General features: G+C 69.4%; 20 protein-coding genes. 7 read left to right on the forward strand and 13 right to left on the reverse strand.

Translation table 11 applies throughout. The features are described from left to right. Positions 1-102: 102 nt before the first annotated feature. The 5 genes from cysK (at position 103) to OG584_RS07455 (ending at position 4,966) form a co-directional block, all read left to right on the forward strand. The gene (gene cysK / locus OG584_RS07435) at positions 103-1,080 is read left to right on the forward strand and encodes a cysteine synthase A (RefSeq protein WP_405776285.1); all 978 of its coding nucleotides are present in this window, start codon (positions 103-105) and stop codon (positions 1,078-1,080) included. Between the two features lie 58 nt (positions 1,081-1,138). Further along, entirely contained in the window at positions 1,139-2,254 is a 1,116-nt protein-coding gene (locus tag OG584_RS07440) for a homoserine O-acetyltransferase (protein WP_405776287.1), read from the forward strand. A gap of 77 nt (positions 2,255-2,331) precedes the next feature. After that, complete coding sequence (locus OG584_RS07445) at positions 2,332-3,078, forward strand: SDR family oxidoreductase (RefSeq protein ID WP_405776289.1); 747 nt, start codon at positions 2,332-2,334, stop codon at positions 3,076-3,078. 59 nt (positions 3,079-3,137) lie between these two features. Further along, on the forward strand, positions 3,138-4,067 hold the full coding sequence (locus tag OG584_RS07450) for a RimK family alpha-L-glutamate ligase (protein WP_405776291.1): 930 nt from the start codon (positions 3,138-3,140) through the stop codon (positions 4,065-4,067). Continuing rightward, on the forward strand, positions 4,064-4,966 hold the full coding sequence (locus OG584_RS07455) for a DMT family transporter (RefSeq protein WP_405776293.1): 903 nt from the start codon (positions 4,064-4,066) through the stop codon (positions 4,964-4,966). The genes OG584_RS07450 and OG584_RS07455 overlap by 4 nt, the downstream gene beginning before the upstream one ends. Before the next feature lie 1,511 nt (positions 4,967-6,477). Here the strand turns inward: OG584_RS07455 and OG584_RS07460 are convergent. The 4 genes from OG584_RS07460 to OG584_RS07475 all read right to left on the reverse strand — a co-directional run bounded on the left by OG584_RS07460 (position 6,478) and on the right by OG584_RS07475 (position 11,036). Next, entirely contained in the window at positions 6,478-6,870 is a 393-nt protein-coding gene (locus OG584_RS07460) for a type II toxin-antitoxin system death-on-curing family toxin (RefSeq protein ID WP_405776295.1), read from the reverse strand. Continuing rightward, complete coding sequence (locus OG584_RS07465; RefSeq protein ID WP_030703572.1) at positions 6,867-7,061, reverse strand: ribbon-helix-helix protein, CopG family; 195 nt, start codon at positions 7,059-7,061, stop codon at positions 6,867-6,869. The genes OG584_RS07460 and OG584_RS07465 overlap by 4 nt, the downstream gene beginning before the upstream one ends. Positions 7,062-7,482: 421 nt before the next feature. After that, positions 7,483-8,811 carry a class I SAM-dependent RNA methyltransferase gene (locus OG584_RS07470; protein WP_405776296.1) on the reverse strand — a complete coding sequence of 443 codons (1,329 nt, stop codon included), beginning with the start codon at positions 8,809-8,811 and terminating at the stop codon, positions 7,483-7,485. 116 nt (positions 8,812-8,927) lie between these two features. Continuing rightward, a complete protein-coding gene (locus tag OG584_RS07475; protein ID WP_405776297.1) occupies positions 8,928-11,036 on the reverse strand; it encodes an APC family permease in 2,109 nt (702 codons plus the stop codon). Positions 11,037-11,269: 233 nt separating this feature from the next. Between OG584_RS07475 and OG584_RS07480 the strand changes: the two genes are divergently transcribed. Beyond that, the gene (locus tag OG584_RS07480; protein WP_405776298.1) at positions 11,270-11,938 is read left to right on the forward strand and encodes a potassium channel family protein; all 669 of its coding nucleotides are present in this window, start codon (positions 11,270-11,272) and stop codon (positions 11,936-11,938) included. Beyond that, on the forward strand, positions 11,938-12,615 hold the full coding sequence (locus tag OG584_RS07485) for a TrkA family potassium uptake protein (RefSeq protein WP_266852181.1): 678 nt from the start codon (positions 11,938-11,940) through the stop codon (positions 12,613-12,615). The genes OG584_RS07480 and OG584_RS07485 overlap by 1 nt, the downstream gene beginning before the upstream one ends. Positions 12,616-12,756: 141 nt before the next feature. Here OG584_RS07485 and OG584_RS07490 read toward each other — a convergent pair whose 3' ends face one another. From OG584_RS07490 to OG584_RS07530, 9 genes are all read right to left on the reverse strand, one after another. Further along, positions 12,757-13,491, reverse strand: coding sequence for a DUF3159 domain-containing protein (locus tag OG584_RS07490; protein WP_405776300.1), 735 nt, complete (start codon positions 13,489-13,491; stop codon positions 12,757-12,759). Between the two features lie 3 nt (positions 13,492-13,494). Next, on the reverse strand, positions 13,495-13,845 hold the full coding sequence (locus OG584_RS07495) for an OB-fold nucleic acid binding domain-containing protein (protein ID WP_203599219.1): 351 nt from the start codon (positions 13,843-13,845) through the stop codon (positions 13,495-13,497). A gap of 114 nt (positions 13,846-13,959) precedes the next feature. Then, positions 13,960-14,658 carry a response regulator gene (locus OG584_RS07500; protein ID WP_405776302.1) on the reverse strand — a complete coding sequence of 233 codons (699 nt, stop codon included), beginning with the start codon at positions 14,656-14,658 and terminating at the stop codon, positions 13,960-13,962. Continuing rightward, positions 14,655-17,231, reverse strand: a complete 2,577-nt coding sequence (locus OG584_RS07505; RefSeq protein ID WP_405776304.1) for an ATP-binding protein — start codon at positions 17,229-17,231, stop codon at positions 14,655-14,657. Before OG584_RS07505 ends, OG584_RS07500 begins: the two co-directional genes overlap by 4 nt. Before the next feature lie 183 nt (positions 17,232-17,414). Then, positions 17,415-18,080: a potassium-transporting ATPase subunit C gene (locus OG584_RS07510; protein ID WP_405776306.1), complete on the reverse strand. Its 666-nt coding sequence runs from the start codon at positions 18,078-18,080 to the stop codon at positions 17,415-17,417. A 5-nt stretch (positions 18,081-18,085) separates the two neighbouring features. Then, positions 18,086-20,182 carry a potassium-transporting ATPase subunit KdpB gene (gene kdpB / locus OG584_RS07515; RefSeq protein ID WP_405776308.1) on the reverse strand — a complete coding sequence of 699 codons (2,097 nt, stop codon included), beginning with the start codon at positions 20,180-20,182 and terminating at the stop codon, positions 18,086-18,088. Then, entirely contained in the window at positions 20,179-21,858 is a 1,680-nt protein-coding gene (kdpA, locus tag OG584_RS07520) for a potassium-transporting ATPase subunit KdpA (RefSeq protein WP_405776310.1), read from the reverse strand. The genes kdpB and kdpA overlap by 4 nt, the downstream gene beginning before the upstream one ends. Positions 21,859-21,864: 6 nt before the next feature. Beyond that, on the reverse strand, positions 21,865-21,948 hold the full coding sequence (gene kdpF / locus OG584_RS07525; RefSeq protein WP_405783920.1) for a K(+)-transporting ATPase subunit F: 84 nt from the start codon (positions 21,946-21,948) through the stop codon (positions 21,865-21,867). An 11-nt stretch (positions 21,949-21,959) separates the two neighbouring features. Further along, positions 21,960-22,094, reverse strand: a complete 135-nt coding sequence (locus tag OG584_RS07530; RefSeq protein ID WP_405776312.1) for a hypothetical protein — start codon at positions 22,092-22,094, stop codon at positions 21,960-21,962. Positions 22,095-22,119: the final 25 nt, after the last annotated feature.

The raw sequence follows: 22,119 nt of genomic DNA on the forward strand, positions 1-22,119 counted from the left end.
CGACAGGCACCGCCCTCCGCCGGACTCCCCGGCGGCCCGGCCCCCGTCGGCCCCTTCCCCCGCGGCCAGCACCGCTGGTCCGCCCGCCTAGGAGTATTCCCGATGCCTCTCCACGACAGCATCCTCGACACCATCGGCCGCACCCCGATCGTCAGGCTTCACCGTATGGCCCCCGCTCACACCACGGTCTACGTGAAGGTGGAGTCGTTCAATCCCGGCGGCTCGGTGAAGGACCGCCTCGCGCTCTCGGTCGTCCTCGACGCCGAGGCGAAGGGACTGCTCAAGCCCGGTGACACCATCGTCGAGTGCACCTCCGGAAACGTCGGGATCGCCCTGGCGATGGTGGCCGCGGCCCGCGGCTACCGGTTCGTGGCGGTGATGGGCGACACGTACTCGGCGGAACGGCGGAAGCTGATCCGGGCCTACGGCGGCAAGGTGCTCCTCTTCCCCGGACACCTCGGCAGCAGCGGCGGTAACCGGATCGCGGACGAACTCGCAGAGAAGCACGGCTGGTTCAGGGCCCAGCAGTTCGACAATCCGGCCAACCCGGCCTACCACCGCGAGACAACCGCTTCGGAGATCCTCGGCGACTTCGCCGGCAGCCGGCTCGACTACTTCGTCACCGGCTTCGGCACCAGTGGAACGCTCACCGGTGTGGGGCAGATGCTCAGGACAGCACGCCCCGGGGTGCGGATCGTCGCAGCGGAGCCGGAGAACGCCGCCGTGCTCGCCGGGCAGGGGTGGAACGTCCACCGGATCCAGGGCTGGGCCCCCAACTTCGTACCGGGTGTGATGGACCGGAGCGTCATCGACGACCTGGTGACCGTGAACGAGGTCGAGGGACGCGACACCGCGCGCAGGCTCGCCGCCGAGGAGGGGATCTTCACCGGCATCTCGGCCGGTGCCACCCTGGCCACCGCACTGCGTGTCGCCGAGACCGCCCCGGCCGGCTCGGTGCTCCTCGCCATGCTCCCCGACACCGGCGAGCGCTACCTCTCCACGTTCCTCATGGAGGGCGTGGTCGAGGGCTCGGACGATGAGTGGCTGGCCTCACTGGGCACCGGCGGCGACGGGGCCTGACCCCGGCGGTCGGACCTCGCGCTACTACGGCACACCATCACCGGCAGGAATCAGAGACATGAGGGAATTCATCCCGCCCGCGGCCCGGTTCGTCGAGCTCCCCGCCGAGTTCCCCATGCGGCGGGGCGGGCGGCTGACAGGTGCCCGTATCGCGTACGAGACGGTGGGACGACTGGCCCCGGGACGCGACAACGCCGTCCTGGTCCTCACCGGCCTCTCGCCCGACGCCCACGCGGCCTCCCATCCCCAGGACACCAGCCCCGGCTGGTGGGAGGCGATGGTGGGGCCCGGAAAGCCTCTCGACACCGACCGCTGGTACGTCATCTGCATGAATTCGCTGGGCAGTTGCAAAGGCTCGACCGGGCCCGCATCGGTCGACCCCGGCACCGGCCGGCCCTACGGCCCCGACTTCCCCGAGCTGTCGATCGAGGACATCGCCGACGCGGCAGCCCACACGGTTCGCGCCCTGGGCGTCGACCGGCTGGTGTGCGTGATCGGCACCTCCATGGGCGGCATGACCGCACTGTCGCTGCTGGCCCGCCACCCCGGCCTGGCCCGCACTCACATCAACATCTGCAGCGCGGCGCACGCCCTGCCGTTCTCGATAGCCGTCCGCTCCTTGCAGCGCGAGGCGATCCGGTCCGACCCGAACTGGAACGAAGGCCGTTACGACGACGCCCGCTACCCCCAGCGCGGCATGTTCACCGCGCGCAAGCTCGGCATGATGACCTACCGGTCGGCCCGGGAATGGGACAGCCGTTTCGGCCGGACGCGCCTGGCACCGGAAGACCGTACGGACGACGACCCGCTCGGCCACGAATTCCAGGTGGAGGGCTACCTGGAACGCCACGCCCGGCGCTTCGCCCGCCGCTTCGATCCCAACAGCTATCTCTTCCTCAGCCGTTCCATGGACCGGTTCGACCTCGGCGATTCGGGCGCAGGCACCACCGAAGAGGCGCTTTCACGCATCGAGCTGGAGAAGGCCCTGGTGATCGGGGTCGAGACCGACATCCTCTTCCCGCTGCGGCAACAGCGGGAGATCTCCGACGGCCTCTCCGCGGGCGGCACGGACGTCGCGTTTCTGGCATTGGAATCCCTGGAGGGACACGACGCCTTCCTGATCGACACCGCACGTTTCGGAATGCCGGTAGCGAAATTCCTGACCGTCCTCTAGGTCCTGTCACCGACGCGCCGTCTCCTCCCCCGCTCCCCTCACCTCTCCCCCCGTCCCGCACTTCCCTGGAGCACCAGATGCCCGACCTTTCCACCAAACTGGCCCTCGTCACGGGCGCCAACCGGGGCATCGGCCTCGAGACCGCGCGTCAACTCGCCTCCGCCGGTGTCCACGTGCTGGTCGCCGGCCGCGACAGCGAAGCCGTGACCAGAGCCGCGAAGGCACTGCGGAGCGGCAGCCTCGCCGCCGACCCCCTCGTCCTGGACGTCACGGACCCGGAGAGCATCCGGGCCGCAGCCGCGGAGGTCGACAGCCGGCACGGCCGCCTCGACATCCTGGTCAACAACGCGGGCATCCGGACCGAGGAGTACGGAAGGCAGCCGTCCGAGCAGCCGATGGCCAAATGGCACGAGAGCTTCGACACCAACCTGTTCGGGACCGTCGCCGTGACCCGGGCATTCCTCCCGCTGCTCCACAGGTCGGCCGCCGCACGCGTCGTCAATGTGTCCAGTCTGCTCGGTTCGCTGAGCACGCACTGCGACCCGGAGTCGTACGCGTACAGCCCCATGTTCAAGTCGCTCCCCGCGTACAGCGCCTCCAAGAGCGCGCTCAACTCCTGGACCGTGCACCTGGCCTACGAACTGCACGGGACACCGATCAAGGTGAATGCCGTGCACCCCGGCTACACCAGGACCGGGATGAACGACGGCGCGGGCGACCTCGACGCCACGGACGGAGCCAGGACCAGCGTGACCATGGCCCTGCTCGGCGCCGACGGCCCGACCGGAACCTATACCCACCGAGGCGAAACCGTCCCCTGGTAACCGACGCGGAACCGGGGCTCAGCCCGTCGTTCCCACTCACCCCTATTTGGAGTCGCCCGATGGGCAGCCACCTGGCCCTGGTCACCGACGAGACCAGCCTCGCGATCGATTTCGACATGCCCCTGCTGCTCGATGCCTGCGGGGCGGCGGGCATCAAGGCCGAGATATGTTCCTGGCGAGACCCGGACATCGAATGGGACCGCTTCGACGCAGTCCTGCTGCGCTCCCCGTGGAGCTATGTGGAGACACTTCCGCAGTTCCTGGGATGGTGCGAGTACGTCGCCGATGTGACACCCCTGTTCAACCCGTTGTCGGTCGTGCGGTGGAATCTCGACAAGCACTACCTGGCAGACCTGGCGGCGTCCGGCGTGCCCGTGGTGCCGAGCTGCTTCGTCGCCCCCGGAACGGACCCCGCGGCGGCCCTGCGCGCGTTCCTCGCGAGGCACGAGGAGGCTGCGGAGATCGTCGTCAAGCCGACGGTCGGCGCCTACTCCAGGAACGTGCAGCGCTTCGCGCGGTCACAGCCGGCCGAGGCAGCCGCGCACATTGCCAGGCTGCTCGACCAACAGCAACACGTCATCCTGCAGCCTTACTTGAGCGCGATCGACCACGACGGCGAGACCGACCTCATCCACTTCGACGGCGTGTACAGCCACGCCATCCGCAAGCGCGCGCTGCTCCTGCCGGACGGCACGGTCGACGAACCGACGCAGGACGCCCGCACGGCGCGGGAGGCCGCCGAGGACGAGCGCGCGGTCGCCACGGCCGCGCTGAACGCCGCAGCCGCCCACCTGAAGCTGCGGGAACCGCTGCTCTACGGCCGCGTCGACCTGGTCCGCGGGGCCGAAGGAGAACCCATGGTCCTCGAACTCGAGCTCTGCGAACCGTCGTTGAGCATGCCGTTCTCGGAAGCCTCCGCCGCACGGTTCACACGGGCCATCTCCCGGCGCCTGGAAGAAATCACTCAGAAGCGGAGCCCACAGCAGTGACAGCACAACAGAGTTCGCTCGCCCCCACCACCACGAAGCCGTCCTCCGCAGGCACCCTCTACGCGGCGCTGGGAGTCACCAGCTTCTCCTTCAGCTTCCCCGGAACCGCGTGGGCTCTCGATGGCTTCGGCCCCTGGAGCGCCATCGGTGTCCGCGGCGTCCTGGCCGCCGTCATCGCGATCGCCGCTCTCCTCATGACCCGGGCGCCGCTGCCGGCGCGCGCCGACTGGCCCGCGCTCGCCGTCGTCGCGGGCGGCTGCGCGATCGGCTTCCCGCTGCTCACCACACTCGCCCTGCAGACCTCGTCCACCGCGAACTCGGCGATCGTGATCGGCGCGCTGCCGATGGCCACGGCGGCGTTCTCCGCGATTCTCACCCGGCGCAGCCCTTCGAAGGTCTTCTGGGCCGCCGCCGGCGTCGGAGCGGCGACCGTCGTCGTATACACGCTGTCGCAGAACCACGGCCGCCCGACCGTGGCGGACCTCTACCTCTTCGGCGCCCTGCTGGTCTGCGCGGCGGGCTACGCCCAGGGCGGGCGTCTCTCTGCCCGCATGCCTGGCTGGCGCGTCATCGCCTGGGGCGTGGCACTGGCGGCCCCAGTCAACCTCGTCGTGGCCCTGGCCGCACTCCCGAACGAGCCCGTACACCTGACCACGAAGGCCGTGGCCGGCATGGCCTACATCGCCGCTGTCTCACAGTTCGGCGGATTCGTCGTCTGGTACAAGGGCATGGGCCTCATCGGCGTCGCGAGGGCGAGCCAACTCCAGCTCGCACAGCCACTGCTGACCCTGGTGTGGGCGGTGCTGCTGCTCGGCGAACACTTCACCGCCGCCGTACCGGTGACGGCGGCCATCGTCCTTACCTGCATCGTGGTCACTCAGCGGGCCAGGACGTCCTGACGGGGCAGGGCTTCGGGGGTGCGGGGCTTGCTCGTGCATTTCGGTCCGGGGCCCTCGACCCCGCCCAGCAGGCGGTCCGCTCACAGGCGGTCCGCCGCCGTGGCGTGTACTGATGCCCGGCTGCCGGGGGCCCTGGACTACGCGTGGTTCCAGCGCGTCCTGGCGCAGTCAGACGCGGCAGGGCTGACATCCTTCGCGTCCGCGGGACACGCCACGCCCATCATGCTCGCCGAACGACAGGGCGGCATACCCTCCTGGGGCTCGATCACCGTGAACTTCGACGCGACGGCACCGTTCGGCGCCCGCGCCAAGGCTCACCGCGTGCGCGACACCCACTCGTATTGCCATTACACGGCATTCGCCTACTCCGGCTGCGACGGAGAAGCCCTGACGAAGGGCATCGTCATGTGCAGCGGCGTCCAACCAGGAAGCCTCACGGGCTTGTCGACCGGGTCAGCCCGGATCAGCGCGCCGTCCGCGAGGCCGGGAACTGTGCCGCCACGACCCGCTGCCTGGACCGGCGGCCATCCCGTCGCAGCGCGTCGAGGGCACCCGTCATCCCGGCCGCCGCCCCGACGAAAAGCTGCTCGTGGCCTGGAACGCAGGCACTATCGACAGCTGGGACGGCAGGCTCAGGCACCGCCCTGGCAGGGACCTCACACACGAGCAGGCGGTGTCGGCCCGGGTGTGGCTGGCGCAGAATCATGTGTTGCTGCCTCTGCTGGACGATGCCCGGGACCAGTTCACCGCCACCGTCCGGCTCCGTGCACGCGTCCCGCTGGCCCGGCTCGCGCAGGACTACGGCCCGCGGCGCGAACCCGTCACGCCCGCCGAACCCGTCGGCTCCGCCGTCGACATGATGGAGCTCGGCACGATGTGGAGCGCTCACAGCGACGGCGCCATCAGGCTCACCCCCGCCGAGCGCCGCCGGCTTGCGTCTGCACTATCGACAAGGGAGAGCTGTTGGTGTCGGGGCGTACGGCGCCTGACTACTGCAGCAGAAGGGCCCGACTCCGTGGAGTCGGGCCCTTCCGCCCTGCCCGCTCGCTTGCAGCAGCGGCAGCGGTCGGACGTTGAAGCAGTCGGTTCTGCCACTCGATCATCCCCCCCAATCACTCTGTCGGTGATGGTCGGGATGATGGACTTCGAGACCTCGGCGCCACACATTTCAGCCAGGTACGCAACAATAACGCCATATACTGGGCCCTTCACCGACAGCTACAAGACCATCTCGTCGAAGCCGCCCAGACGCCGCTGCCGCTTCTTGGCCAGCGTCGGCTCGAACAGGCCGGCCTGGTCCCGGGGAGACGGTGACCTCCACCGGCCCGGCCTCGGTGTCCACCGTCCTGGCCGGTTAGCGTTGTGGGAGTCCCCCGGCCGCCCTCGGCCTGCTAGCCGTGTTCATGGCCCAAGCGATCCAGTGCACAGCGCCGATTCCGGCCTGATGCGAGCAAGCCGGACTACGCGTGAGGGCCGGGCGCGCGCGTGCCCACCCCATCCGTCGTCGTACGTCAGGAGACGGGGAACCAGGCCGACAGGCGCTTGGCGATGACCGGTACATCCATGTTGTCCTGCGCGACTTCCTCGACGAACGGGCCGGCGGTGGAGGCAGGTGGCGGGACGGTACCGGCGCTGACACCGTTGAGCCGCAGGAAGACGCGCATGGCGAGCCAGGCGGTGCGCTTGTTGCCGTCGATCAGGGCGTGATTTCGGGCAACGGAGTGCAGCAGTGCCGCCGCCTTCTCGTGCAGCGTGGGATACAGCTCGGCTCCGAACACGTTGGTCCGGGGCCGTTCGATCGCTGACACCAAAAGTCCCATGTCACGCACGCTGTGGTCGGTACCGTTGACCGCGCGAGCGATGGCAAGGACCTCGTCAATCTGGATGTAGCGCACTTCGGTCACTTCAGGTAGTCCAGGATCTCCGCATCGCTGTCCATGAGCTCGGCCAGGACATCGTCGACCTTCAGCTCGGCCCGGTCCTGGGCGTCGCGGATGGCCTCGACAGCGAGTTCCTGCTTGCTTCGGCCCTCTCGACGAGCACGCTCAGTGAGCTTCGCATCAAGATCGTCGGGGAGTCGGAGTGTCATCGCCATACAGCGATGATACCTGACTGGTATCTGGGTGTGGCGAGGCGATACCAGCCACTCAAGACCTCGGATCACGGCGCCACGTTCTGCCGCTTGGACTGGCGCACTCTGGGCTCCAGGGAGCCGGGGACCTGGATGGCAGCTCGCGCCGCCTCCATGAGGAGTTCCTCGCTCTCCATGCCGACAGTCCGGTCCGCACGGCCCCAGCCGGGGAGGTCCGGGAGGTCGGGACTCTCGCTTCGAGCGTCATCCGAGCGTCAAGAATTTCCGAACGAGGCCCTGAAGGCGTCGCCGATACCAGCGCCTCCCCCATGAATTCGCAGGTCAGGCCCCCTTCAAGGGGCGATCCGTCCACCCGGCCCGCTGCACTTCCGGAAACAGGTCGAGCACCACCGGCCACATCTGGAAAACACAAGCAAGCCGCAGGTCAGAGCCCCTTTGCAACAGGCTCCAGAATCGCCACGCACTCCACATGATGCGTCATCGGAAACAGATCGAAAGCCCGCAGCACCCGCACCTTGTACCCGCCCTCCCGGAAGTAAGCCAGGTCCCGCGCCAGCGCCGCCGGGTCGCAGGCGACATACGCGATACGGCGGGCGCCCAGGCCCGACAGGTGCTTGACCGTCTGCTTGCCGGCGCCCGCGCGGGGCGGGTCCAGGACGATCAGGTCGGTCTCGGTGATGCCCGTGCGGGGCAGGGCCGCCTCTACCTTGCCGTGTTCGATGCGGACCCGCGGGAGGTCCTTCAGGTTGTGCCTGGCGTCCTCGCACGCGCGCTTGGAGGACTCGATGCCGAGCACCGCGCCCTGCTCGCCGATCCGTTCGGCGATGGCGCCCGCGAACAGGCCGACCCCGCAGTACAGGTCGAGCGCCGAGTCGCCCTTGCGGGGCATCAGGCCCTGCATCACGGCCTTCAGCAGGGTGTCGGCGGCCTGCGGGTGGACCTGCCAGAAGCCGCCCATGCCGACGCGGTACGTGCGCTCGTCGGCCCGCTCGCGGACGAAGGGGCGGCCGTGGACGCGGTGCACTCCCCCGTCGTGCTCCTCGACGCGCAGCACGGAGACCGGCTTGTCGAGTTCGACGATGGGCAGCCGGCCGCCCGGCTTCGGGGTCAGGACGACCTGGCGGTCGCTGGAGCCGGTGGCCGCGATGGCCTCGACGGATGCCAGCTGCGGCCACTCGCGCTTCTCGATGCCCAGCTCGGTGACGCCGGGCGCCGCGATCATGCAGTGGTCGATCGGCTCGACCTCGTGCGAACGGTGCTTGCGCAGGCCGGCCCGGCCCTGCTCGTCCACCGTGTACTGGACCCGGGTGCGCCACGCCGGCACCTCGCCCGGCGGCAGCTTGTCACCGGCGGCCGGCATCACCGTGCCGTCCCAGCCCGCTTCCTCCGGAGTCAGGCCCGCCAGCCGCTGGAGCTGCTCGGTGATCACCTCGCCCTTGAGCCGGCGCTGAGCGCCCGGCTTCGCGTGCTGCCAGTCGCAGCCGCCGCACTTGCCGGGGCCCGAGTAGGGACACGGGGCCTCGACACGGTCCTTGGACGCCTCGATGATCCGGACGGCGTCGGCCCGCAGGAAGCGCGAGGTCTCCTCGCCGTCGGTGACCCGGGCGACGACCTTCTCGCCGGGCAGCGTGTGCCGTACGAAGAGGACCCGGCCCTCCGCGTTACGGGCGATGCAGTGACCGCCGTGCGCGACGGGGCCGACCTCGACCTCATACTCCTCCCCGACCAGCGATGACGTGGGTTCTGTCTGCATGGCGGGGGGCTCCAGAAGATCAAAAAGGGGACAGCCGGACAACGACCCACCAGTCTACGTGGGTGCTGTCCGGCCGTTCACCAGCCGGATGCCGCTGACGGGCTGCGGCCGTCCGCTCAGCTCTTGCCCTTCGTACCCTTCGTGCCCTTCGCGCCCTTGGCACCGGCCGTTCCCTTGCCGGACGGGCCGGCGGACTCGTCCACCCGCCTGGTCACCGGCCCTCGGCGCACCGCACCCGGCGCGTTCCAGTCGGCCCGCTTCCTCGCCCGCTTCTTGGCGAGCTCCGAGGACTCCAGCTGGTACGGCACCGAGGTGACCATGACACCCGGGGTGAAGAGCAGGCGTCCCTTCAGGCGCAGGGCGCTCTGGTTGTGCAGGACGTGCTCGTACCAGTGCCCCACCACGTACTCGGGAATGTAGATGGAGACCACGTCCCGCGGGCTCTCGCGCCGCAGACCCCGCACGTACTCGATGATCGGCCGGGTGATCTCCCGGTACGGGGAGTCCAGGATCTTCAGCGGCACATTGATGCCGCGCCGCTCCCAGTCCTCCCTGAGCGCCTTCGTCTCGGCCGGGTCGACGCCGATGGAGAGCGCCTCCAGACGGTCGGAGCGCATCAGCTTCGCGTAACCGAGAGCACGCAGCGTCGGCTTGTGGACCTTGGAGACCAGGACGATCGAGTGGACGCGGGACGGACGCAGGCTGTCGTCCGACGGGGCGTCGGGGGCCGCGATCTCCTCGGCCACCCGGTCGTAGTGCTTGCGGATCGCCGTCATGGTCCCGAAGAAGATCACCATGCCGAGCAGGGCGACCCAGGCGCCGTGGGTGAACTTCGTCGCCAGGACGACGACCAGCACCAGACCGGTGAAGAAGGCGCCGAAGGTGTTGATCGCGCGCGAACGGATCATGTGGCGGCGCTTGGTCGGGTCCTTCTCCGTCGCCAGGTGGCGGTTCCAGTGCCGGACCATGCCGGTCTGGCTGAGCGTGAAGGAGACGAACACACCGACGATGTACAGCTGGATCAGGCGGGTCGAGTCGGCGCCGTAGATCACCACGAGCAGCACGGCCGCGCCCGCCAGCAGCACGATGCCGTTGGAGAAGGCCAGCCGGTCGCCCCGGGTGTGCAGCTGGCGCGGCAGGTAACGGTCCTGCGCGAGGATCGAGCCGAGCAGCGGGAATCCGTTGTACGCCGTGTTGGCCGCCAGGAAGAGGACCAGTGCGGTCGCGGCCGCCAGGACCACGAAGAGGAAGGTGCCGTTGCCGAACACGGCGGCGGCCACCTGGGAGATCACCGGGTCCTGGTTGTAGCCGGCTCCCACCGGGACCCCGTGGTTGAGGAGGTCGGTGCCGGGGTTCGACGCCATCCGGACCTTGGTGGCCATGGCGAGGCCGATGATCCCGCAGAACATGGTGACGGCGAGGACGCCCATCAGCGCCAGCGTGGACGCGGCGTTCTTGCTCTTCGGCTTGCGGAAGGCCGGTACGCCGTTGCTGATCGCCTCGACACCGGTGAGCGCCGCACAGCCGGAGGAGAAGGCCCGCAGCAGCAGGAAGACCATGGCGAAGCCGCCGAGGCCGCCACGCTCGGCGTGGACCGTGAAGCCCGCGGTGGGGGCCTTCATGGTGTCGCCGAGCACGAACCCGCGGAAGGCTCCCCAGACGATCATGATGAAGACGCCGGCGACGAAGACGTACGTCGGAATGGCGAAGAGCTTCCCCGATTCCTTCACACCGCGCAGGTTCATCAGGGTCAGCAGCACGATGGTGCCCACGGCGCAGAGCACCTTGTGCTCGACGACGAAGGGGATCGCCGAGCCGAGGTTCTCCACGCCGGACGCGATCGACACGGCGACGGTGAGGACGTAGTCGACGAGCAGCGCGCTGGCCACGGTGAGCCCGGCTTTCGGCCCCAGGTTGGTGGTGGCGACCTCGTAGTCACCACCCCCGCTGGGGTAGGCGTGCACGTTCTGCCGGTAGGACGCCACCACGGTGAACATCAGCACCACGACCGCGGCCGCGATCCACGGGCTGAAGTGATAGGCCGACACACCCGCTACGGAGAGGACGAGCAGCACTTCTCCCGGGGCATACGCCACCGAGGACAGGGGGTCGGAGGCGAAGACGGGAAGCGCGATGCGTTTGGGGAGAAGGGTCTCTCCCAGCTTGTCGCTGCGCAGCGCCCGGCCGATCAGGATGCGTTTGGGCACGTCGGTCAGTTTGGACACGGTGAGGATCGTAAGCGTTCGATATAGGGAGCGCGCACCCCCCACCCCCTCATCGCCACAGACTCGTCACCGCGGAATCCTCCGCTCCTGCGCAGAGCCTCCCGTACAAGGCTCCCCAGCCGCACCGTGCGTGTGTAGCTTGGCCGCACGTCTGAGAGTCTTTATTCCTCGACCGGGCCTTTTCCGGTGGAACAGTTATGACCGAAAATTTACGGACGTGTGGAAGGACGGTCGTGCACATCGTCATCATGGGCTGCGGGCGAGTGGGAGCCGCTCTCGCGCAGACCCTGGAACAGCAGGGGCACACGGTCGCAGTCATCGACCAGGACCCCACGGCCTTCCGCCGTCTGGGCGCCGGGTTCGGCGGCCGCCGGGTCACCGGAGTCGGTTTCGACCAGGACACCCTCCGTGAGGCGGGTGTCGAGGAGGCCGGTGCGTTCGCCGCGGTGAGCAGCGGGGACAACTCCAACATCATCGCGGCGCGGGTCGCACGCGAGATGTTCGGGATCGAGAACGTCGCCGCCCGCATCTACGACCCCCGTCGCGCCGAGGTCTACCAGCGCCTGGGCATCCCGACCGTCGCCACCGTCCGCTGGACCGCCGACCAGATGCTGCGGCGTCTGCTGCCGTCCGGCGCCGAACCGCTGTGGCGCGACCCGAGCGGCGGTGTGCAGCTCGCCGAGGTGCACACGTCCGCCGCCTGGATCGGCCGCAAGATCAGCCAGCTCCAGGAGGAGACGGGCGTACGCGTCGCGTTTCTCACACGTCTGGGTGAGGCGACGCTCCCCACGTCACAGACGGTGCTCCAGGAGGGTGATCTGGTGCACGTCATGATGCACACGGCCGAGGTCGAAAAGGTCGAGGCGGCCTTCGCCCGAGGTCCCGAGGAAGGCGGTCACTGATGCGTGTGGCTATTGCCGGGGCCGGCGCGGTGGGACGTTCCATCGCGGGCGAGCTGCTGGAGAACGGGCACGAGGTCCTGCTGGTCGACAAGGCGCCCACCGCCATCTCGGTGGAGCGGGTGCCGCTGGCCGAGTGGCTGCTCGCGGACGCCTGCGAGATCACCTCGCTGGACGAGGCGGCGTTGCAGCGGTGCAACGTGGTGATCGCCGCGACCGGTGACGACAAGGTCAATCTGGTGGTCTCGCTGCTCGCGAAGACGGAGTACGGGGTACCGCGGGTCGTGGCCAGGGTGAACAACCCCAAGAACGAGTGGCTGTTCAACGAGTCCTGGGGGGTGGATGTCGCGGTCTCGACTCCGCGCCTGATGTCGGCGCTGGTGGAGGAGGCGGTGAGCGTCGGTGATCTCGTACGGCTGCTGCGCTTCAGCCACGGCGACGCGAACCTCGTCGAGCTGACGCTGCCGCCCGAGTCGGCGCTGGCCGGAACCCAGGTCAGCGACGTGGCATGGCCCGAGGACACCTCGCTGGTCACCATCATCCGCGGTACCCGCGTCCTGACGCCCAGCCCCGAGGAGACCCTGGAGGCGGGCGACGAGCTGCTGTTCGTGGCCGCGCAGGCGCGTGAGGAGCAGCTGGAGGACCTGCTGTCGGTACGGCGGGAGGGCGCTGCCGGATAGAAGGTTCCGGCCGCCGCCGGGCGGGCCCGGCGGGGGAACCATCGGCCGGGCCCCGCTCGGAGGAAGCACCGCCGGAACGGCGGAACGCCGTACCGGGACTGTCCGGTACGGCGTTCCTCCTGTGCGGGCGGCTGCCGCGCCCTACGCCTCGCCGCGCTGTGCCTCGGCTGCGGCCGCCTTGCGCGCCTTCTCGGCGTTCTCCTCCGCCTCCATCTCCGCGAACACGTCGATGGGCGGCGGCGCCTTCGCCAGGAAGACCCAGGTCAGGTAGACCGCGAGCAGGAACGGCGGGATCTTCAGGGCGATCAGCACCCAGCCGAACTGCGTGGTGTCCGCCCACCAGTACAGCGGGAAGAGGATCGCGCACTTGGCGAGGAGGAGCAGCCCCCAGGCCCAACTCGACTTCGTGTAGGCGGCCTTGCGGCCGGGGTTGCGGTTGCGCCAGGAGAGGTTCTCCTTGAAGACCGGTCCGAGGATCACCCCGATCAGCGGGAAACCCACCGCGGCCGTGACGATGTAGGCGAGCGCCAGGCCCAGCGTGTAGAGCATGCCCGGCAGATAGAAGTCCTTGGCGTTGCCGGTCATCATCGCGAAGACCACGCCGAAGGCGACGCCGAAGACTCCGCTGAACGCGTGCTTGACGGTGTCCCTGCGGACCAGCCGCACCACGACGAGTACCAGGGAGACCGCCACCGCGGCGATCGCCGAGGTCTTCAGGTCCTTGTTGATCGTGAAGATCGTCACGAACAGCAGGCCGGGGAGCACGGTCTCCACCATGCCCCGCACCCCGCCGAAGGCTTCGAAGAGGGCTGCCTCCGTGACAGCCCTTGCATCGGTGTCCTGGTGGGTTGTGGTCGGCTTGTCGGGAGACGTCACCGGCTACTCCTGTCCGAGCGGTCGCAGTTCGTATTTGGGGTTGAACAGCACCCGCCGGCCGTGGCTCATCGAGATCCGGCCGGAGGCGATCAGCTTGCGGCCGGGCTCTATGCCCACGATCGAGCGCCGCCCGAGCCACACCACGTCCAGCGGAGCCGTGCCGTCGAACAGCTCGGCCTCCAGGGCGGGCACACCGGCCCGGGGACGCAGGGTGACCGTGCGCAAGGTACCAGTCACCTTGACGATCTGGCGGTCGGTGCACTCGGAGATCCTGGTGCACCCCGTGGCCTGCGTGTCCTCCTGCAGCTCCGCGGAGTGCAGATCCTCCTGCGAGGTCGACAGCCGGTCGATCATCCGGCGGAAGCGGCCGGTCGGCTTAACACTCATAACTGAAGGGTACCGGGGGCCCGCCTTCCGCGGTCCGGGTGGCCGGGCCTGGGACCGGCCACCCGGACGCCCCGCCCGTGATCAGTGCTCGAAGCGGTACCCCATGCCGGGCTCGGTGACGAAATGCCTGGGGTGCGAGGGGTCCGCCTCCAGCTTCCGGCGCAGCTGGGCCATGTACACCCGCAGATAGTTGGTCTCCGTGCCGTACGAGGGGCCCCAGACCTCCTGGAGCAGCTGCTTCTGGCTGACCAGGCGGCCGGTGTTCCGTACGAGCACCTCCAGGAGGTGCCACTCGGTGGGCGTCAGGCGGACGTCGCGGCCTGCTCGCCGGACCTTCTTGGCCGCCAGGTCGACCGTGAACTCCGCGGTCTCCACCAGGGACACATCCTCGCCTCCCGCGCCGGAATCGGGCCCGCCGGGCTCCGCCCTGCGGACCGCGGCGCGCAGCCTGGCGAGCAGCTCGTCCATGCCGAAGGGCTTGGTGACGTAGTCGTCGGCGCCGGCGTCCAGTGCCTCGACCTTCTCGTCCGACGTGTGGCGTGCGGAGAGCACCAGGACCGGCACCCGGGTCCAGCCACGCAGCCCCCTGATCACCTCCACACCGTCCATGTCCGGCAGCCCGAGGTCGAGGAGGACCACGTCGGGGTGGCGGGCGGCGGCCAGCCGGAGCGCGGTGGCTCCGTCGGGGGCCGCGTCCACGTCGTACTTGCGCGCCTTCAGGTTGATCACAAGGGCGCGCACGATCTGCGGATCGTCCTCGACCACGAGCACCCGGGTCATAGCGGGTTCTGCCTTTCTGCCGGTGATACGGCCGGTGCGGTGCCGGCCGGCGGTGCGGTGCCCGTCCCCGGCCGCCCCACGACGGCTCGCAGGGTGAGGACCATGGTCATGCCGCCGCCGGGGGTGTCCTCGGCGCCGAGCGTGCCGCCCATGGCCTCGGCGAAGCCGCGGGCGACCGCGAGGCCGAGTCCCACTCCCACGCCGCGCGGGGCGTCGCCGAGGCGCTGGAAGGGTTCGAAGATGCGCTCCTTGGCCTCGTCGGGGACGCCGGGCCCCCGGTCGGCGACGCGCAGCTCGACACGGTCGCCCAGCGCGCTGGCCGCCACCGTGACGGGCACGTCGCCCGGGTTGTACTTGACGGCGTTCTCGACGACGTTGGCGACGGCCCGCTCCAGCAGGCCCGGATCGACGGCCACCATGGGCAGCGTCTCCGGGATGTCCAGCTCGGCACTGCCTTCAGGGACCCCGCCCAGCGCCATGGGGACGACCTCGTCGAGGTCGATCTCCCGGATCAGCGGGGTGACGCTGCCGGTCTGGAGCCGGGAGACGTCGAGGAGGTTGCCGACGAGGTGGTCGAGGCGGTCGGCACCGTCCTCGATGCCCGCCAGCAGCTCCGCCTCGTCCTCGTCGGACCAGGAGACGTCGTCGGAGCGCAGCGAGCTGACGGCCGCCTTGATGGCGGCGAGCGGGGTCCGCAGATCGTGGCTGACAGCCGCGAGGAGGGCCGTACGGATGCGGTTGCCCTCGGCCAGCCTCCGGGCTTCCTCGGCCTCGCCGACCAGGCGGCTGCGGTCCAGTACGACGGCGGCCTGGGCGGCGAAGGCGCCGAGCACCCTGCGGTCCTCGGCAGGCAGCACCCGTCCGGTGAGCGCCATCGCCATGTGGTCACCGATCGGCATGTCCACGTCCGCGTCCTCGGGGCGGGCGAGCGGCCGGGGCCCGACGCTGCCCGCACAGACCCACGGGTCGACGTCGCTCTTCCGTTCGAGGAGGGCCACCGAGTCCATGGCGAACGTCTCCCTCACCCGTTCGAGCAGGGCGTCCAGCGAGGTGTCGCCGCGCAGGACGCTGCCGGCCAGGAAGGAGAGGATCTCCGACTCCGCGCGCAGCCTCGCCGCCTGATGGGTGCGGCGGGCCGCCTGGTCGACCACGGAGGCCACCGCGACAGCCACCGACACGAAGATCACGATGGCGACGATGTTCTTGGAGTTCGAGATGGTCAGCAGGTGCAGCGGCGGCGCGAAGTAGTAGTTCAGCAGGAGCGAGCCGAAGGCAGCGGACGCGAGCGCGGGCAGCAGGCCGCCGAGCAGTGCGGCGGCCACCGTCAGGGACAGGAACAGCAGCATGTCGTTGGCGAGACCGAGATCGGTGTCGATGTTGGTCAGCAGCACGGTGAGGCCGGCGGGCCCTGCCACCCCGGCCAGCCAGCCCCAGATGATCCGGGCGCGCCCGAGGCGGGCCCCGCGGGCGACGGGAAGCCCGCGCCCCTTGGCGGCCTCCTCGTGGGTGACGATGTGGACGTCCAGATCGGGGCCGGACTCCCGGGCGACGGTCTGTCCGACGCCGGGCCCGAAGATGTACTGCCAGGTCTTGCGGCGGCTGGAGCCGAGCACGATCTGGGTCGCGTTGACCCCGCGGGCGAACTCCAGCAGGGCGGAGGGGACGTCCTCCCCGATGACGTGGTGGAAAGTGCCGCCCAGGTCCTCGACCAGGGTCCGCTGGACCGCCAGTTCCCTGGGCGAGGCGGAGGTCAGGCCGTCGCTGCGGGCGATGTAGACGGCGAGGATCTCGCTGCCCGATCCCTTCGCGGCCATCCTCGCCGCGCGGCGGATGAGCGTACGGCCCTCGGGGCCTCCGGTGAGCCCCACCACGATGCGCTCGCGGGCCTGCCAGGTGGAGCGGATGTTGTGCTCGCCGCGGTACTGCTGGAGGTACTCGTCGACCCGGTCGGCCACCCAGAGCAGCGCGAGCTCGCGCAGCGCGGTGAGGTTGCCCGGCCGGAAGTAGTTGGACAGGGCCGCGTCGACCTTGTCGGGTTTGTAGATGTTGCCGTGGGCCATCCGGCGGCGGAGCGACTGCGGCGACATGTCGACCAGTTCGAGCTGGTCGGCCCGGCGGACCACTTCGTCGGGGACGGTCTCGCGCTGGGCGACGCCCGTTATCGACTCGACGACGTCACCGAGCGACTCCAGATGCTGGATGTTGACGGCCGTGACGACGTCGATACCGGCCCTGAGCAGCTCCTCGATGTCCTGCCAGCGCTTGGCGTTGCGCGAACCGGGGACATTGGTATGGGCCAGTTCGTCGACCAGCGCGACGGCGGGCGCGCGTTCCAGGACCGCGTCCACGTCCATTTCGGTGAAGACGCCGCCGCGGTAGCCGATCTCACGGCGCTGGATCTGCTCCAGACCGTGCATCATCACCTCGGTGCGGGGCCGGTCGTGGTGCTCGACGAAGGCGACGACGCAGTCGGTTCCCCGCTCCACCCTGCGGTGGGCCTCGGACAGCATCGCGTACGTCTTGCCGACGCCCGGCGCCGCGCCGAGGAATATTCGAAGCTTGCCTCGTGCCATGAACCCATTGTCTTTCGGAGAACAGCTGAGCACTCTCCGTCGACCTTACGGCCAGGTAATCCGGCATAACGGACGGAGGGCCGCCGGCGGAGGTGTCTTGACGCGATCCTGATGGCGCCGCTTCCGGCGGCCCGCAACGGACTGGACGGCCCAGTACCGTGGCGCGCCGCCGGCCGGCCGCCCTCAGCCTGTGGCCAGCTTCCGCAGCGCCACATTGAGCTCCAGGACGTTGACGCGGGGTTCACCGACGAAACCGAGGGCGCGGCCGGTGGTGTGGCCGGCGACCAGCCGCTCCACCCGGTCGACCGCGAGGTGGTTGCGCGCGGCGATCCGGTGTACCTGGAGCTTCGCGTACTGCGGGGAGATGTCCGGGTCCAGCCCGGAGCCCGACGAGGTGACGGCGTCGGCCGGCACGTCGCCCGGCCGCACCCGGTAGCCGGGGACCGAGTTGTCCTTGATCACCGCGGACTTCGCGTCCTTGACCCATTCGATCAGTTCGGCGTTGTCCCCGGACCGGTTGGTCGCACCGGACACCAGCAGCTTGTACTGCGTGTTGACGCTGTTGGTGCCGAGGCCGTTGGAGGGGCGCGGCTGGAACCACCGGAGATCGGGGGCGGGCGTCTGCCGGCCCTTCTTCAGCGGCAGGGTGTAACTCTGCCCGATGAGGGACGAGCCGACGACCCTGCCGCCGTCCCGTACCTCCGAACCATTGGCCCGGTGGCCCATGACCGCCTGGGCGACACCGGTGACGGCGAGCGGGTAGATCACACCGCAGACGACGGTCAGGACGAGAAGGGCGCGCAGGCCGGCCCAGAGCAGGCGGCCGGTTCCGCTCACGGAGCTGTTCATGATGATCACCCGATGCCAGGTATGAGGGAGATGAGCAGATCGATGATCTTGATGCCGATGAACGGGGCGACCAGGCCGCCGAGCCCGTAGATCCCGAGGTTGCGCCGGAGCATGCGGTCCGCGCCGGCCGGCTTGTACCGCACGCCCTTCAGCGCGAGCGGCACCAGCGCGACAATGATCAGCGCGTTGAAGACGACGGCCGAGAGGATCGCGGTCTCGGGCGACGAGAGTCGCATGATGTTCAGCTTGTCGAGGCTCGGATACGCCACCGCGAACATCGCCGGGATGATCGCGAAGTACTTGGCGACGTCGTTGGCGATCGAGAACGTGGTGAGCGCGCCCCGGGTGATGAGCAGCTGCTTGCCGATCTCGACGATCTCGATCAGCTTGGTCGGGTTCGAGTCCAGGTCCACCATGTTCCCGGCCTCCTTGGCGGCCGAGGTGCCGGTGTTCATCGCCACTCCGACGTCCGCCTGGGCCAGCGCAGGGGCGTCGTTCGTCCCGTCGCCGGTCATCGCGACGAGCTTGCCGCCCGCCTGCTCGCGCTTGATCAGCGCCATCTTGTCCTCGGGCGTGGCCTCGGCGAGGAAGTCGTCGACGCCCGCCTCCCGGGCGATGGCCCTGGCGGTCAGCGGGTTGTCGCCCGTGATCATGACGGTCCTGATGCCCATCCGGCGCAGCTCGTCGAACCGCTCCCGCATACCTTCCTTGACGACGTCCTTGAGATGGATGACGCCCAGTACCCGGGCCCCCTCCCCGTCCTCGACGGCGACGAACAGCGGGGTGCCGCCCGCCTCCGAGATCGCGTCGGTGAGCGTCTGCGCGTCCTCGGAGACCTCGCCGCCGTTCTCCGCCACCCAGGCGGCCACGGAGCCGCTCGCGCCCTTGCGGATCCGGCGGCCGCCGGTGTCCACACCCGACATCCGGGTCTGGGCGGTGAAGGCGATCCAGTCCGCCGCGGACAGTTCGCCGCGGCTGCGCTCGCGCAGCCCGTACCTCTCCTTGGCGAGTACGACGACCGAGCGGCCCTCCGGCGTCTCGTCGGCCAGCGAGGAGAGCTGTGCCGCGTCGGCGAGCACGGCCTCGGTGACACCCCTGACGGGGACGAAGGCGGCGGCCTGCCGGTTGCCGAGGGTGATGGTGCCGGTCTTGTCGAGCAGCAGGGTCGACACGTCGCCGGCGGCCTCGACCGCCCGTCCTGACATGGCCAGCACATTGCGCTGGACCAGCCGGTCCATGCCCGCGATACCGATCGCGGACAGCAGCGCGCCGATGGTGGTCGGGATCAGGCAGACCAGCAGCGCGGTCAGCACGATCATCGACTGTTTCGCACCGGCGTACGTGGCGAACGGCTGGAGGGTCACGACCGCCAGCAGGAAGACGATGGTGAGTGAGGCGAGCAGGATGTTCAGCGCGATCTCGTTGGGCGTCTTCTGCCGTGCGGCGCCCTCCACCAGTTTGATCATCCGGTCGATGAAGGTCTCCCCGGGCTTCGTCATGATCTTGATGACGATCCGGTCGGAGAGCACCTTCGTACCGCCCGTGACGGCTGAGCGGTCTCCGCCCGACTCCCTGATGACGGGGGCCGATTCACCGGTGATCGCGGATTCGTCGACCGATGCGACCCCCTCGACGACGTCTCCGTCCCCGGGGATGGTGTCACCTGCCTCGCAAACCACCAGGTCGCCGACGCACAGCGCGGTGCCGGGCACCTGTTCCTCCGCCGTGCCCTCGATGCGCCGCGCGACGGTGTCGCTCTTGGCCTTGCGGAGCGTGTCGGCCTGGGCCTTGCCGCGGCCCTCGGCGACCGCCTCCGCCAGATTGGCGAAGACGTTGGTCAGCCAGAGCCAGCCGGTGATGGCCCAGCCGAACCAGTCACCGGGATCCTTCAGGGCGAACCCTGTGGTGACCACGGAGCCGACCTCGACCACGAACATCACGGGCGACTTGACCATGATCCGCGGGTCGAGCTTGCGCAGCGCGTCGGGGAAGGACCTGAGCAGCTGCCGGGGGTCGAACAGGCCGCCGCCGACGCGCCCCTGGGGCTTCGGGCCCTGCGGGGCGTCCTGACGGGGGACGTGGGCCGGGGTGAGGGTACTCATGACGCCAGCCCTTCAGCGAGCGGGCCCAGCGCGAGCGCCGGGAAGTAGGTCAGACCAGCGACGATCACGATCGTGCCGACAAGGAGCCCGGAGAAGAGCGGCTTGTCGGTACGGAGGGTGCCGGAGGTCTCGGGGACCTGGCGCTGCTCCGCGAGCGAGCCCGCGAGCGCCAGGACGAACACCATCGGCACGAAGCGGCCGAGCAGCATGGTGAGCCCGATGGTGGTGTTGAACCACTGGGTGTCGGCGCCGAGTCCGGCGAAGGCCGAACCGTTGTTGTTGGCGCCCGACGTATAGGCGTAGAGGATCTCCGAGAAGCCGTGCGCCCCGGAGTTGGTCATCGAGTGGCCGGGGGTCGGCAGTGCCATCGCGGCGGCCGTGAAACAGAGCACGAGCGCCGGAGTGACGAGGATGTAGCAGGCCGCGAACTTGATCTCGCGGACGCCGATCTTCTTGCCGAGGTACTCGGGCGTGCGGCCGACCATCAGCCCCGCGATGAACACCGCGATGACCGCCATGACCAGCAGCCCGTAGAGACCGGACCCGACACCGCCGGGCGCGATCTCGCCGAGCTGCATCCCGAGCATCGTGATGCCGCCGCCGAATCCGGTGAAGGACGAGTGGAAGGAGTTGACCGCACCGGTCGAGGTGAGCGTGGTCGCCACCGAGAAGATCGACGAGCCACCGATCCCGAAGCGGGTCTCCTTGCCCTCCGTGGCGCCGCCCGCGATGTCGAAGGCGGGGCCGCCGTGGTGGAACTCGGTCCACATCATCAGAGCGGTGAAGACGATCCAGATGGTCACCATCGTCGCCAGGATCGCGTAACCCTGCTTGAGGGAGCCCGCCATCCGGCCGAAGGTGCGCGTCAGCGCGAAGGGGATGACCAGGATCAGGAAGACTTCCAGGAGGTTGGAGAAGCCGTTCGGGTTCTCGAAGGGGTGGGCGGAGTTGGCGTTGAAGTAGCCACCGCCGTTGGTACCCAGCTCCTTGATGGCCTCCTGGGAGGCGACGGCGCCGCCGTTCCACTGCTGTGCCCCGCCGGCGAACTGGCCCACCTCGTGGATCCCCGCGAAGTTCTGGATGGCGCCGCACGCCACCAGGACCAGAGCGCCGACAACGGCTATGGGGATCAGAATGCGGACGGTGCCGCGGACCATGTCGGCCCAGAAGTTGCCCAGTTCGCCCCCGCCGGACGCGGTGGTGCGGGAGCGGGCGAAGCCCCGTACGAGGGCGATCGCGACGGCCATGCCCACAGCGGCCGAGACGAAGTTCTGCACCGCGAGGCCGCCGGTCTGCACGACATGGCCCATGGCCTGCTCGCCGGAGTACGACTGCCAGTTGGTGTTGGCGACGAAGGACGCGGCCGTGTTGAACGCCTGGTCCGGGTCGATCGAGCGGAAGCCCAGCGAGCCGGGCAGGCCGCCCTGCACCCGCTGGAGCAGATAGAGGAAGAGGACGCTCACCAGGGAGAAGGCGAGGACCCCGCGGAGGTACGCCGGCCAGCGCATCGCGGAGTCGGGGTTGGCGCCGATGGCCTTGTAGATCCACTTCTCGACCCGCAGATGCCGGTCGGACGAGTAGACGCGGGCCATGAAGTCGCCCAGCGGTCGGTAGACCAGACCGAGCGCCACGATGAGCGCGAGCATCTGGAGCACACCGGCGAGTAGGGGGCTCATCAGGGCTCAGAACCTCTCCGGGTGGACGAGGGCGAGGACGAGATAGCCCAGCAGGGCGACGGCCACCACGAGGCCGACCACCGCTTCCACAGCAGAACCGGTCACAGCTTCGACACCCCCTTGGCGATGAGCGCCACCAGCGCGAAGACCGCGACCATGGTGACGACGAAGGCCACATCGGCCATCGTGAGCTCCTGAAGAGTTCGGGAATTCGAAAGAACGGACTCCCCGAGCAAACCCCCTCGAACGCCGCCCCAGCCG

This window comes from Streptomyces sp. NBC_00859 (assembly GCF_045161865.1).
Lineage (GTDB): Bacteria > Actinomycetota > Actinomycetes > Streptomycetales > Streptomycetaceae > Streptomyces.

Bases quoted from the DNA above. Each gene is read 5' to 3' on its own strand.
- kdpB (WP_405776308.1), bottom strand. From the start codon at position 20,182: ATGAGTACCCTCACCCCGGCCCACGTCCCCCGTCAGGACGCCCCGCAG.
- OG584_RS07510 (WP_405776306.1), bottom strand. From the start codon at position 18,080: ATGAACAGCTCCGTGAGCGGAACCGGCCGCCTGCTCTGGGCCGGCCTG.
- OG584_RS07450 (WP_405776291.1), top strand. From the start codon at position 3,138: ATGGGCAGCCACCTGGCCCTGGTCACCGACGAGACCAGCCTCGCGATC.
- kdpA (WP_405776310.1), bottom strand. From the start codon at position 21,858: ATGAGCCCCCTACTCGCCGGTGTGCTCCAGATGCTCGCGCTCATCGTG.
- OG584_RS07465 (WP_030703572.1), bottom strand. From the start codon at position 7,061: ATGGCGATGACACTCCGACTCCCCGACGATCTTGATGCGAAGCTCACT.
- OG584_RS07445 (WP_405776289.1), top strand. From the start codon at position 2,332: ATGCCCGACCTTTCCACCAAACTGGCCCTCGTCACGGGCGCCAACCGG.
- OG584_RS07440 (WP_405776287.1), top strand. From the start codon at position 1,139: ATGAGGGAATTCATCCCGCCCGCGGCCCGGTTCGTCGAGCTCCCCGCC.
- OG584_RS07495 (WP_203599219.1), bottom strand. From the start codon at position 13,845: ATGATCGACCGGCTGTCGACCTCGCAGGAGGATCTGCACTCCGCGGAG.
- OG584_RS07505 (WP_405776304.1), bottom strand. From the start codon at position 17,231: ATGGCACGAGGCAAGCTTCGAATATTCCTCGGCGCGGCGCCGGGCGTC.
- cysK (WP_405776285.1), top strand. From the start codon at position 103: ATGCCTCTCCACGACAGCATCCTCGACACCATCGGCCGCACCCCGATC.
- OG584_RS07485 (WP_266852181.1), top strand. From the start codon at position 11,938: ATGCGTGTGGCTATTGCCGGGGCCGGCGCGGTGGGACGTTCCATCGCG.
- OG584_RS07500 (WP_405776302.1), bottom strand. From the start codon at position 14,658: ATGACCCGGGTGCTCGTGGTCGAGGACGATCCGCAGATCGTGCGCGCC.
- OG584_RS07470 (WP_405776296.1), bottom strand. From the start codon at position 8,811: ATGCAGACAGAACCCACGTCATCGCTGGTCGGGGAGGAGTATGAGGTC.